Below are 12,070 nucleotides of genomic sequence, written 5' to 3'. Positions count from 1 at the left end.
TCCTGTGTTCCGCGTCGGTTTCCAGGATGTTCGCTTGACAGCGCCGATGGTAGTGAGAGTTGTCAACTCCCACCATGCGGATCGCTCTCAGTGTTGCCGCTCGCGAATGTGAATCGCCTGGAGCAGGCCGATCGCTACAAGATTCGCGAAGGTGGCAGTACCGCCATAGGAGACGAAAGGCAGCGGCAGGCCGGTGATGGGCATGATCCCGACCGTCATCCCGATGTTGACGAACGTCTGGAACGCCAGCCAGCAGACGATCGTCCCGGCCACCAGGCTACCGAACCGGTCCTCGCACTGCCAGGCGATGCGCACGCCGCGCAGCAGCACCACGCTGAGCAGCGTCACGACCGTGACCGAGCCGACGAAGCCGAACTCCTCGCCCACCACGGTGAAGATGAAGTCGGTGTGCTGCTCGGGCACGAACCTGCCGGTGGTCTGGCCGCCGCCGAACAGTCCCTTGCCGAACACCTCGCCCGAGCCGATCGCGTTCAGCGCCTGGGTGCTGTTGTAGCCGACGCCCCGCGGGTCCGTGGACGGGCGGAGGAAGGCCGTGAACCTGGCCACCTGGTACGGCTCGAGCAGATCGAGGAACCATACGGCGACGCCACCGGCCGCCACCAGCAACGCCAGCACGGCTATCCAGCGCTTCCTGACGCCGGCGATCATCATCGCCCCCGCCGCGATCACGCCGAGCACCATGGCCGTGCCGAGGTCGGGCTGGAGCATCACCAGCCCTACCGCGATCCCCGTCGCCACCAGGACGAAGAACACGTCGAGCCCGCGCGGCCGGTCGGTGCCCTCGGCCGGCTGGGCCATCAGCATGGCCGGCAGCAGGACCAGCCCGACCTTGGCGAACTCCGACGGCTGCACGGCGAAACCGCCGCCGAGCAGGATCCAGGAGTGCGAGCCGTTCACCGTCGAGCCGACCGGAGTGATCACCAGGATCAGGCCGAGCATCGTGACCAGATAGACCACGGGTGCGTAGGCCCGCAGCCAGCGGTGGTCGACCATCGCCGCCGTGCTGCACAGCGCCGCCCCGATGGCCACGTTGAGCACGTGCTTCTTGACGAGTCCCGTCGCCCCCGGCGCCCACGTCCTGGTCGAGGACCACACCAGCAGCGTGCCGATCACGCACAGCGCGGCCACCGCGACCAGCAGCACACCGTCCATCCGCCACACCGCCGACGAGGAGCCCGCCAGCCTGCGCGCCAGCGACTCCCTGCGGACGGCGAGCGCCCGGTCGGCGGCGGTCACCGGTCCACCGTCCCGTCCGGCCTGATCACGGGCAGCTTCGGCGCGGGCCGCCGGTCGGGCAGCGCCGCCTCGACCGGCTGCTTCGACTCCGGCGGGGCGAACCCGAAGATGCCCTCGTAGATCTCGCGCACCGCGGGCGCCGCCGCCGAACCGCCCATGCCGCCCTGGGAGACCATGACGACCACCACGAACCGCGGGTTCTCGGTGGGCGCGAAGGAGGCGAACCAGGCGGTGTCCTGCTTGCCGTAGACCTCGGCGGTGCCCGTCTTGCCGCCGATGCGCACCTTGTCCATCGGGAAGCCGCTGAAGGCTCCGGCGGCGGTGCCGTCGGAGGGGACCTCGCTCAGCGCCCGCTTGATGTAGAGCCGCTGCGCCTCGGTGATCGGCAGCCTGCCCGTCACCGGCGGCTCGATGCGCTCGACCAGCGTGCCGTCGGGCCGTATCCGCGCCCACGCCACCCGGGGGCTGCGCAGCTTCCCGTCGGTGGCCAGCGCCGCGTAGGCACGCGCCAGCTGGAGCGGGGTGACCAGCACGTCGCCCTGCCCGATGGCGAAGTTCGCCGCGTCACCCGGCCGCAGCTGGAACCCCTCCAGGCAGTTCTCGTACGCCAGCTGTTTGAGGAAGGCGGCGCGGGCCGAATCGGTCTTCGCCACCTCGGGGAAGCCCGTCTTGGCCCGCTTGCAGTTGTCGTCCCTGGTCACGGCCCACAGTTGCTTCTTCCACGCGCGGTCGGGGATCCGCCCCGCCGACTCGCCCGGCAGGTCGATCCCGGTCCGGCTGCCGAACCCGAAGGCACGGGCCATGGCGGCCATCGGCTCCTTGGTGCGCCGCTTCGGCTTGATCCCGCCGTCACGCTGCCACTGCTCGTACGCCGCCCGGTAGAAGATCGTGTCGCAGGACTTCACCAGCGCCATGTGCAGGGTCAGCACGCCGAGCCCCTGACCGCGGAAGTTGTTGAACGGCCGGCTGCCCACCATGAACGACCCCGGGCAGTCGTAGCGCCCGTTGATCGGGTAACCGTCGTGCAGCATCGCCGACACCGAGGACACCTTGAACGTGGAACCCGGCGCGAACTCGCCCTTGATCGCCCGTGACACCAGCGGCTTGCCGTACTTGTCGGAGAGCAGCCCGCTGTACTCCTTGTCGGAGATGCCGCCGGTCCAGACCGACGGGTCGTACGTCGGCGCGCTGCCCAGCGCGATCACCCTGCCGGTCTTCGCGTCGAGCACCACCCCCGCCGCGCCGTCGGCCCTCGGGGCCTTCTTCATGGCGTTGGCCAGCGCCTTCTCCACGATCTCCTGCACCTTGGCGTCGATGCTGGTGATCAGCGTGTCACCCGGCACCGGCGGCACCTGGCGTTCCACGCCGAGGGCCTTGCCCAGCCGGTCCACCTGCACCCGCCGCAGCCCCGGAGTGCCGCGCAACGCCTCGTCGTACACCGACTCCAGGCCGTCGCGGCCCATCAGATCGACGCCGGAGAACCCCGACGCGAGCCCCTTACGCCGCTCAAGCTCCTGCTGGGTGACCGGCTGGAGATAACCGAGCACCTGCGAGGCCGCGGTGCTGTGCGGGTACTGCCTGACGGCCTGCACCTCCGCCGTCACCCCGGGAAACCCCTCCTGCCGCTCCAGGATCTGCAACGCCTGCCTGGTGGTGACGTCATTGTCGATCGGAATCGGCTGGTACGGCGAGCCGGGCCAGCACGGCCTGCTCACCCCCGGACCACACGACCTGATCCGCTTGCGCAGATCCTTCACCGGCTGCCCGAGCACCACCGACAGGCGCTTCAGCACGGCGTCCCCGCCATCGGGCATCCGGGACAGCTTGACCCTGTCGATCGACACCACCAGCGCCGTCCGGTTGCGCACCAGCGGCCTGCCCCGCGAGTCGAGGATCTGCCCGCGTACGGCCGGCACCACCACGTCCCGCGTCCGGGTCTGCGTCGCGGCCGAGACGAACTCCTTACCCCGCACCACCTGGACCTGCCAGAGCCGCACCGCGAGCACAGCCAGCAGCGAGAGCACCAGTACCTGCAGCATGAACAGCCGGGCCCGCATCCTGGTCACGCCTCCGCCCCCCTCACATACGACTCCGCGCCGGATCGCCGAACACCCGTACGGCACGCTCCCGCCGCCGCCCCAGCAGCCGCCCCACGCCCCAGACCACCAGCGGGGCGGCGAGCAGGTTGTAGACGACGGCCAGCGGCACCGTCGCGACCATCGCCTCCACCGTGATCCGCGGATCGCCCAGCAGCATCGACACCACCGCCGCGAGCAGCGGGCCGAGCACGGCGCACCCGATCGCGGCCGGCACCGTCGCCGACGACGACCGCTCGGCCGCCCGCCCCGCCACGAACCCCACCACGCAGAACACCAGCGCGTACTGCCCCACGACGTGCGCCGACGGCGGCAGCACATCGACGGCCAACCCCGCGCAGAACCCGATCACGGCCCCCCGCACCGACCCTCTGACCAGCGCGCACCCGATCACCACCAGCAGCACCAGATCAGGCGCGGCGTCCCACGGCAACGGCACCCTGTTCACCAGGATCACCTGCGACAGCATCGCCGCGACCAGCAAAGCGGCGACCATCATTCCCGCTCCCCCGCCCGCGTGCCCCCCGCGCCCCGCCCATCCCGGCCCTCTCCCCGGCGCGGCGGACGCGTGATCATCTGCAGCCCTTCACCGTCCCGCAGGCCGAACTCCCGCCCCGCGCCGCCACGCCCCACACCATCACGGGCCCCCCGATCACCCGCCGCACCATCACGCACCCCACGACCCCGGACCTGCTCCTCAACCACCACCCCGCCATCCACCCGGCCCTCGATCACCCCACGATCACGCGCCTCACGACCACGACCACCCCGATCACCCGCCGCACCATCACGCACCCCACGACCCCGAACCTGCTCCTCAACCACCACCCCGCCATCCACCCGGCCCTCGATCACCCCACGATCACGCACCTCACGACCACGACCACCCCGAACACCCACCACACCATCACGCACCCCACGACCCCGAACCTGCTCCTCAACCGCCTCGCCACCGCCTGCCTGACCCTCGACCGCCTCACGATCGCGCGCCTCGAAGCCACGGGCTCCCCGATTACCGACCTCACGTCCCCGGGCCTGGTCCTCGACGGCCTCCCCGCCATCTGTCCGGCCCGCAGGTGGCCGGCCCTCGCCCGCCTCCGCCTTGGGCGTGCCGTCCTTGTCCTTGGCGCCCTCCATGCGAGCCCGCGTCTCCGCGGCGGCACGCGGCGAACGGGGCAGCACGGCGTCGCGGGGATCCCTGGCGGGTGCCCGCACCACGACCCCGACCACGTCGAGCGCGGTCAGATCCGCGAACGGCCGCGCGTAGGCGACCCGGGTCAGCTCGCCGGGCGTGGACTCGACCCGCTCGATGACCCCGATCGGCACCCCCGGCACGTACGGCGCGCCACGCTGGGAGCCGAAGCTGACGATCCGGGTGCCCGCCATGAGCGCGGCCGTGGGGTCGAGCAGCCGCAGGCGCACCAGGCGGCCGGACTCTCCCACGCCGTTCACCACGCCCACCTCGTTGCCGCCCTCCAGCCTCGCCCCCGCGGATGAGGCGGGATCGCTCAGCAGCAGCACCGTCGAAGTCGTCGGGCCCACCTGCACGACCCGCCCGACCAGCCCCTCACCGTTGAGCACGGTCATCTCGGGGCGAACCCCGTCAACGGATCCCGCGTCGATCTCGACGGTGTCCTCGAATCCGGGCAGCCCACGCCGGGCGACGACCCGCCCGGCCACGATCGTGTAGCTCCCCAGCCCGGCGACCCCGAGCACCTTGCGCAACTCGGCCGAGTTCTCCTTGGCGAGCCGTTCCTCCGCGAGCCGGCTCTTGAGCCGCTGGTTCTCCGCCTGGAGTTCCTTGAGACGCCCCTGGGCGCCGGGCGCGCCGACCAAAGCGTTGAAGAGGTCGCCGACCGGACGGGTGACACTCGTGACGGCCTGCTCCGCCGTACCGAACACCGTGGAGCCGAACCCTCGCAGCGGGCCCAGCGGTGAACCCGGCCCCGCGCGGTGGTCCACGGTCATGAGCACCAGCGCCGCGGCGAGCAGCAATCCCAGAATCAGCCGGGCCCGGCGCGTGTCCCGCATCAGTGCCTGGACTCCGGAATGAGCACCTGCTGCAGCGCCTCGAACTCCTCGACGCATCTGCCCGAGCCGAGCGCGACCGAGTCGAGGGCGTTGTCCACCAGATGGACAGGCATGCCCGTCTCGTCCCTCAGCCGCTCGTCCATACCTTTGATCAGCGCGCCACCGCCGGTGAGGGCGATGCCCCGGTCCATCAGATCGCCGGACAGCTCGGGAGGGCACTTGTCGAGTGTGGTCTTGACCGCGTCGACGATCGCGTTGATCGGCTCCTCGGTGGCCTTACGGATCTCGTGGGCGGAGATCACGATCGTCTTGGGCAGCCCGCTGACCAGGTCACGTCCCCGGACCTCCGCGTGGCTCTCGTCCTCTATCGCACAGGCGGACCCGATCGCCATCTTGATCTCCTCGGCGGTGCGCTCACCGAGCATCAGGGAGTATTCCTTCTTGGCGAAGGTGATGATCGTCTGATCGAGTTCGTCGCCGCCGACCCTGATCGACTGACTGGCGACGACGCCGCCCATCGAGATGATCGCCACCTCGGTGGTGCCGCCTCCGATGTCGACGACCATGTTGCCGGTCGGCTCGTGCACCGGAAGCCCCGCGCCGATCGCCGCCGCCATCGGCTCCTCGATGATGTAGACCTTCCGCGCGCCCGCCTGGTATCCCGCCTCTTTCACCGCACGCTGCTCCACGCCGGTGATGCCGCTGGGAACCGCGATGATGATGCGCGGCTTGGCGAAATGGCGTCGCTTGTGCACCCGCTGGATGAAGTAGCGGAGCATCCGCTCGGTCACCTCGAAGTCGGCGATCACGCCGTCCTTCAGCGGCCGGATCGCGATGATGTTGCCCGGGGTGCGGCCGATCATACGTTTCGCTTCGATGCCGACTGCGACGATCTTCCCGCTGGTGGTGTTGATCGCGACGACCGAGGGTTCGTTGAGCACGATTCCCCTGCCACGCACGTAGACCAGGGTGTTCGCCGTACCTAGGTCCACCGCCATGTCACGGCCGAGAAAAGCGAGCTTGCTACCCATGGCGAAGGGGCCTTCCATACGTCGTCGTCGCGTCCAGTAACGCACCGCATTCGAATCGTAACGTGACGTACCCACCCGTGCCCCCAAAGAGCCCCCCGGCCCCCCAAAAATCTTCCCCTCCTCAGATCACCCCCGTGCCGCGCGGCCCCACCGCCACGTCACCCGGCATCAGCACGCCAGGTGTCTGCGGCTGCGCGGACGCACCCACCCCGGCACGAACCACCCCGGCACGAACAGCCCTGGCACAAACAGCGAGGGGCGCCGGGATACCCGGCGCCCCTCGTCCGCACGTGCGTTCAGAAACGGTCAGGGAAAAAGATCTTGACCTCGCGCGCGGCCGACTCGAGGGAGTCGGAGCCGTGCACGATGTTCTCGCCGATCTCCAGAGCGTGGTCGCCGCGGATGGTGCCGGGGGCGGACTTCACCGGGTCGGTGGCGCCCGCGAGGGCGCGGAACGCCTCGATGGCGCGCGGGCCTTCGAGGACCATGGCCACCAGGGGCCCCGAGGTGATGAACTCGACCAGCTCGCCGAAGAACGGCTTCTCCGCGTGCTCGGCGTAGTGGGCCTTGGCGGTGTCGGCGTCCAGGGTGCGCAGGTCCATCGCCACGAGCTTGAGGCCCTTGCGCTCGACGCGGGCGATCACGTCGCCGACGAGCCCGCGCGCCACGCCGTCGGGCTTGATCAGGACAAGAGTGCGCTCGGACACTGAAGTTCTCCTTCGAACATGGAATGTCTCGCGGTAAGCGGGTGAACGCGGCGAAGCTTACCGTCCCCGCCGGGATTCGCCGTGCTCGACGCCGGTCACCCCCCGTGTGTCAGTCGTCCTTCGGGCTTTCGGGCGAGGGTGTCGGCGGCGGCACCTGCGGAGACGGCGGCGGAGACACCGGTGGCGGCTCCGCAGGCGGCTCCGCCTCCTCCGCCGGGACGTCCTCCCCCACACGCATCGGCGGCACGATCGGCTGCGGCTCATCCTCGGACGCGGCGACCCGCGGCGACTCCCCGCCAGACGGCACCGACGGCCACGACGTGCCCTCGAACGACACACCCCGCCACGGCTCCCCGCCGGACGGCGCCGACGCGCCCTCAAATGGCACGCCCCGCCGCAGCTCATCCTCGGAGCCGGCGACCCGCGGCGACTCCCCGCCAGACGGCACCGACGGCCACGACCTGCCCTCGAACGACGCGCCCCGCCGGGGCTCGCCCTGGGACGTCGGGACCGCCTCCGGCTCGTTCCCCCCAGGCTCTGCGGCTCGCCGCCATCCGTCCTCGGCCACCGTGGCGGTCTGCGACTCGCCACCGGACGGCACCACCGGCCACGTCCTGCCGTCGGACGGCGCCACCGGCCGCGACTCAGCACCGGACAGCACGGCGGCTGCGACTTCGCCGTCCGAGCCGGCCACGCCGCCTGCCTCGCCTGCCGTACCCGGCCTCGCGGGGCGACGGCGGGCCAGCAACGCGCCCAGCACGATCACCAGGACGACCAGGAAGCCGGCCGCCAGCGCCCACACCCACATCGCCGAGACGAGCGCGTCGACCAGGGCCTGCGGCGTGGTCGCGGCGCGCAGGCCGGACAGCTGGAAGCCGCTGCCCAGGAGGAAGCCCGCCAGCATCGCGGGGAAGCAGAGCGACAACGCGAACAGCGCCGCACCGACCCCGGTCGTCCGCAGGGCGGCGACCAGCGCCACGGCCGCACCGGCGGCGAGCAGCCCGTACGGCACCAGCAGCGTCATCCCGCCCTCCGCCGGCACCAGCAGACGCACCGCGCACAGGCCCACGACCACCGTGAGCAGCCCGGCGGCCCCGAGACGCGACATCGACGCCTGCCCGGCGCGGGCGGCCGACACGGCGACGACCAGCCCCGCGAGCCCGGCCAGCGCGAACGGGAGCCAGAGCCCGGACAGACCGGGCCCGCCGAGACCACCGAGCTCCATGTTCGTGACCTGTGCGGAGGTCGGCAGGATCACGACCCCGACGGCCACCATCGTGAACGCGGTCGTACGGCCCGCCACACCGTCGAACGTGCCGGTCGCGGCCAAGCCCAGCAGGGTGACCAAGGACACCAGGGCGGCGATCGACACGACGTCGGGCGCCCAGTCGAAGGTGGCGCCGAGCGCGACCACCCCGATCACGGCGGCGGGCACGGCGGCGAGCAGCAGCCGCCCTCGCTCGGCCGCCGCCGGCTCGTGGCCGGAGTCGCCCTCGCCACCGGACAGCCACACCACCAGGTAGACGGCGGCGAGAGCGAGGGCGATGCCGGTGAGCATGGGATAGGGCTGGAGGGTCACGCGCCAGGTGTCCACGTCGTCGAGCGGCCACAGGGCGAGCGCCTGCGCGGAGACCATGCTGATCGCCAGCATGGCGGCCCACACGGCCTTCAGCTGCGGGGCACGGCCCCACACGGCCACCAGTGTGGCGGGAATCAACAGGCCCGCGCCCACGCCGTGCGCCACCCGCAGGGCTCCGACCATGAACACCGAGTCGGCGAAGCCGCCGGCGATGTCGGCGAGAGCGAGCAGGGTCAGCCCGCCGACCAGCAACGGCGGGGCCTTGAGGCGCCGGATCACCACTGCGGCGAGCGGAACCGTCACCATCATCGCCGGTAGCGCGAGCCCGTGTGCCCTGACCATGTCGGTCGGTAAGACATGGGGCGGCAAGAGCGCGGCCACCACCGAGATGGTGTTGGGAATCGCGACGATCGCCAGCGGCAGCACCGCGACGATGAGCAGCCCGAGGATGACGTCGTGCGCCCACGGAATCCGCAGGGCACGGGCCAGCCCCGCGGGGGCGGCAGTCACCGCCTGGGACGGTTGAGTTGGGGGGACGGCCATGTCCGCCGACTTTAGCGCGAAGTCACGCCTTCGACACGGCGAGCGACGAATATGGCCGTTATCCACAGCGCCGCAAAGATCACTCCAAGGAAGAACATCGGGAAGACCAGGAAACCCGTGGCGATCACGAGCACCTGGAGCAAACTTCCGGCGAGGTACGAAAAGGGCCTTTTCAGCATGCCCGCGATCAGCACGCAGGCGACGGCCAGACCGACCCCGACCGCCACCGCGGTACCGGGCGCGACCCCGTACAGATTGATCGCCACCGGTGTGATCAGGGCGACCACCACGGCCTCCATGCCGAGCACCGTGGCACACAACCGCCGCATGCCGGGCGTCACCTCGAACATCATGAACTCCCCCTAGACGCCTTCCGCGTGCAGCAGGAACCGCGCGTCGCCCGCCGTCACCACCGACCCGGTGATCAATACCCCGGAGCCGAACTCGCCCGCCGCGTCGGCCAGCCCCACAGCCAGGTCGATCGCCTCGTCCAGCCGCTCGGCGACCGTGACCCGCTCGGCGCCGAACAGCCCCTCCGCCACCTCCGCCAGCTCCGCCGGGCTCATCGAACGGGGCGAGGAGTTACGGGTGACCACAACCTCGGCCAGCACCGGCTCCAGCAGTTCCAGCAGGCTGTGAACATCCTTGTCGGCCATCACGGCCACCACCCCGACCAGGGTGGTGAAGTCGAACGACTCCTGTAGCCCCTCGATCGTGGCGATCATGCCGGCCGGGTTGTGCGCCGCGTCCGCCAGCACCGTGGGTCCCCGGCGGACGATCTCCAGCCGCCCCGGTGACGTGGCCTTCGCGAACGCCTGCCGCACCATGTCCTCGGCGAGCGGATCCCCTCCCGCGCTGAGGATCTCGACGGCCGCCAGGGCGCAGACGGCGTTGTTCGCCTGGTGCTCGCCGTACATCGGCAGGAAGATCTCCTCGTAGACGCCCTTGAGGCCCTTGAGTCGCAACATCTGGCCACCCAGCGCGACCTCTCTGGCCAGCACCCCGAACTCCAGGCCCTCACGCGCGACCACGGCCTCGGTCTCGGCCGCCCGCTGCATGAGCACCTCGGCCACCGACAGCTCCTGCTGCGCCAGCACCACGGTCGCGGCCGGCTTGATGATGCCGGCCTTCTCCACCGCGATCGTCTCGACGTCCGCGCCGAGATAGTCGGTGTGGTCAAGGGAGATCGGTGTGATCACCGCGACGGTGCCGTCGGCCACGTTCGTCGCGTCCCACGTGCCGCCCATCCCGGTCTCGATCACCGCGACGTCGACAGGCGCGTCGGCGAACGCCGCGAACGCCATGGCGGTCAGCGTCTCGAAGAACGACAGCTTGCCGACCTGCTTGTCGATCATCTCCAGGTACGGCGCGACGTCCTGGTAGACCTCGACGAAGCGTTCCTCGCTGAGCGGTTCGCCGTCGACGGAGATCCGCTCACGAATCGAGGCCAGGTGCGGACTCGTGTATCGCCCCACCCGGAGGTTGCGCTCCGACAGCAGCGTCTCGACCAGTCGCGCCGTGCTCGTCTTCCCGTTGGTGCCCGCGATGTGCACCACGGGGAACGCCCGCTGCGGCGACCCGAGCAGATCCATCAACGCGACGATCCGGTCCAGCGTCGGATCGAACTGCCACTCCACGCCGCGTCCCATGATGGCGCTCTCCACCGCACGATATTCCACGCTCCAACCCTACTGACTCCCCACTCCCGGCCTCGCCCATCCCCATAGCCCATCGATTGACGTCTCGAACGGATGACGGCGAGGTAAGACGGCGGCGTCAGGCGGCAGGGGTGGGATCAACCCGGCAACTGGGCGATGCCATGGGCCACGGCGCCAAACGGAAGCAGCACGGCCACGCATCCCACAGCGCAGTGGCACAGCCGGCGAATTGCTCAGAAGCGATCGGCATCCGTCGCCACCTGCTCAGGTGGCGACGCTCAGATCCGCCACCAGCCGCTCTCGGCGGTCACCCACCGCTGCCCAGGTGGGCGACCGGTCGGCGAAGGCGATCGGAGCCGCTCGAGCGATGTCGCAAGTTGCGGAGTGGCTCGAACGTCGACACCGCGCCAGCGTGCCCGCTGCTACGTGGTCAACGTCACCACCAGGAACACCGTCCCCATCACCAGCGCGACCGGTGTCATCACCGAGCGCTCGAACTTGCTGCGCGACAACAGGTTCAGCACCGAAGCCAGCCCCAGGTAAATCACGATCACCCACATCCCGATCGTCAACAGCGGCTCGCCGATGATCGACACCAGGCCGGCTTTGCTCAGTAGGAACAGCGCGAACACAGCGTAGATCGGGACCGCGACCACGCTCCCGATCCGCAGGTTTCGAGGCAGCACGTCGTGCCGGCCGCCCCAGGCGAAGCGGCCCAAGGGCGCTCCGGCAGCAAGGGCGATCTGGAAGACGGCGAGTATGGCGAGCAGGATCAGGCCTGCGATCGCTAAGGCGGGCATGGCTTGGACGCTACCGGGTTTCGGGGTTCAACGAGTGTCCCCGATGGGCTTCCTGGGAAACGAGGATCGGATCGCGCGTTGCATCAAACGAGTCCTGCCGATCCTGGGCATCCGCCACGAAACCGAACCCTTCAGGAACTTGAACAACCCCTGCTCGAAGGGTGCTCAAAGAGTTGAATCGTGGAAGCAGCCAGAAATAGAAGAAGGCCCGCACGGAAACCGTACAGGCCTAACTTCCAACAACGACAAACATCAAATGTTTGTCCGGCGGTGACCTACTCTCCCACACCGTCCCCGGTGCAGTACCATCGGCGCTGGAGGGCTTAACTTCCGGGTTCGGAATGTAACCGGGTGTTTCCCCACCGCTA

The 12,070-nt window shown here is 70.0% G+C and carries 10 protein-coding genes and 1 rRNA gene; all 11 read right to left on the bottom strand.

Features of this window, described 5'->3' with window-relative positions; genetic code table 11:
- Positions 1–87: 87 nt before the first annotated feature.
- On the bottom strand, positions 88–1,257 hold the full coding sequence (gene rodA, locus MBA17_RS41550; protein WP_238503398.1) for a rod shape-determining protein RodA: 1,170 nt from the start codon (positions 1,255–1,257) through the stop codon (positions 88–90).
- On the bottom strand, positions 1,254–3,314 hold the full coding sequence (gene mrdA / locus MBA17_RS41545) for a penicillin-binding protein 2 (RefSeq protein WP_238503516.1): 2,061 nt from the start codon (positions 3,312–3,314) through the stop codon (positions 1,254–1,256). Before mrdA ends, rodA begins: the two co-directional genes overlap by 4 nt.
- Positions 3,315–3,336: 22 nt before the next feature.
- The gene (gene mreD / locus MBA17_RS41540) at positions 3,337–3,852 is read right to left on the bottom strand and encodes a rod shape-determining protein MreD (protein ID WP_238503397.1); all 516 of its coding nucleotides are present in this window, start codon (positions 3,850–3,852) and stop codon (positions 3,337–3,339) included.
- The gene (gene mreC, locus MBA17_RS41535) at positions 3,849–5,384 is read right to left on the bottom strand and encodes a rod shape-determining protein MreC (protein WP_238503396.1); all 1,536 of its coding nucleotides are present in this window, start codon (positions 5,382–5,384) and stop codon (positions 3,849–3,851) included. Before mreC ends, mreD begins: the two co-directional genes overlap by 4 nt.
- Positions 5,384–6,415, bottom strand: coding sequence for a rod shape-determining protein (locus MBA17_RS41530; protein WP_238503395.1), 1,032 nt, complete (start codon positions 6,413–6,415; stop codon positions 5,384–5,386). Before MBA17_RS41530 ends, mreC begins: the two co-directional genes overlap by 1 nt.
- A gap of 296 nt (positions 6,416–6,711) precedes the next feature.
- Positions 6,712–7,122, bottom strand: coding sequence for a nucleoside-diphosphate kinase (gene ndk, locus MBA17_RS41525; protein ID WP_238503394.1), 411 nt, complete (start codon positions 7,120–7,122; stop codon positions 6,712–6,714).
- A gap of 109 nt (positions 7,123–7,231) precedes the next feature.
- Complete coding sequence (locus tag MBA17_RS41520) at positions 7,232–9,211, bottom strand: hypothetical protein (RefSeq protein ID WP_238503393.1); 1,980 nt, start codon at positions 9,209–9,211, stop codon at positions 7,232–7,234.
- A gap of 44 nt (positions 9,212–9,255) precedes the next feature.
- Positions 9,256–9,597 (bottom strand): DUF4233 domain-containing protein, encoded by a 342-nt coding sequence (locus MBA17_RS41515; RefSeq protein WP_238503392.1) that lies wholly within the window; start codon positions 9,595–9,597, stop codon positions 9,256–9,258.
- Positions 9,598–9,606: 9 nt separating this feature from the next.
- Positions 9,607–10,893 carry a bifunctional folylpolyglutamate synthase/dihydrofolate synthase gene (locus MBA17_RS41510; protein ID WP_238503515.1) on the bottom strand — a complete coding sequence of 429 codons (1,287 nt, stop codon included), beginning with the start codon at positions 10,891–10,893 and terminating at the stop codon, positions 9,607–9,609.
- A gap of 431 nt (positions 10,894–11,324) precedes the next feature.
- Entirely contained in the window at positions 11,325–11,702 is a 378-nt protein-coding gene (locus tag MBA17_RS41505; RefSeq protein WP_238503391.1) for a hypothetical protein, read from the bottom strand.
- Between the two features lie 262 nt (positions 11,703–11,964).
- Positions 11,965–12,070, bottom strand: a 5S ribosomal RNA gene (gene rrf / locus MBA17_RS41500); the annotation flags it as partial.

It is taken from the genome of Dolomitihabitans soli (genome assembly GCF_022213955.1).
In the GTDB taxonomy this organism is placed as follows: domain Bacteria; phylum Actinomycetota; class Actinomycetes; order Streptosporangiales; family Streptosporangiaceae; genus Streptosporangium_A; species Streptosporangium_A soli.
The sequence above is the reverse complement of the archived record's forward strand: the minus strand, read 5'-3'. Positions and strand labels throughout refer to the sequence as shown.

Coding starts and splice junctions, on each gene's coding strand:
- mrdA (WP_238503516.1), bottom strand. CDS start 3,314: ATGCGGGCCCGGCTGTTCATGCTGCAGGTACTGGTGCTCTCGCTGCTG.
- mreD (WP_238503397.1), bottom strand. CDS start 3,852: ATGATGGTCGCCGCTTTGCTGGTCGCGGCGATGCTGTCGCAGGTGATC.
- mreC (WP_238503396.1), bottom strand. CDS start 5,384: ATGCGGGACACGCGCCGGGCCCGGCTGATTCTGGGATTGCTGCTCGCC.
- MBA17_RS41530 (WP_238503395.1), bottom strand. CDS start 6,415: ATGGGTAGCAAGCTCGCTTTTCTCGGCCGTGACATGGCGGTGGACCTA.
- MBA17_RS41515 (WP_238503392.1), bottom strand. CDS start 9,597: ATGATGTTCGAGGTGACGCCCGGCATGCGGCGGTTGTGTGCCACGGTG.
- MBA17_RS41510 (WP_238503515.1), bottom strand. CDS start 10,893: ATGGGACGCGGCGTGGAGTGGCAGTTCGATCCGACGCTGGACCGGATC.
- MBA17_RS41505 (WP_238503391.1), bottom strand. CDS start 11,702: ATGCCCGCCTTAGCGATCGCAGGCCTGATCCTGCTCGCCATACTCGCC.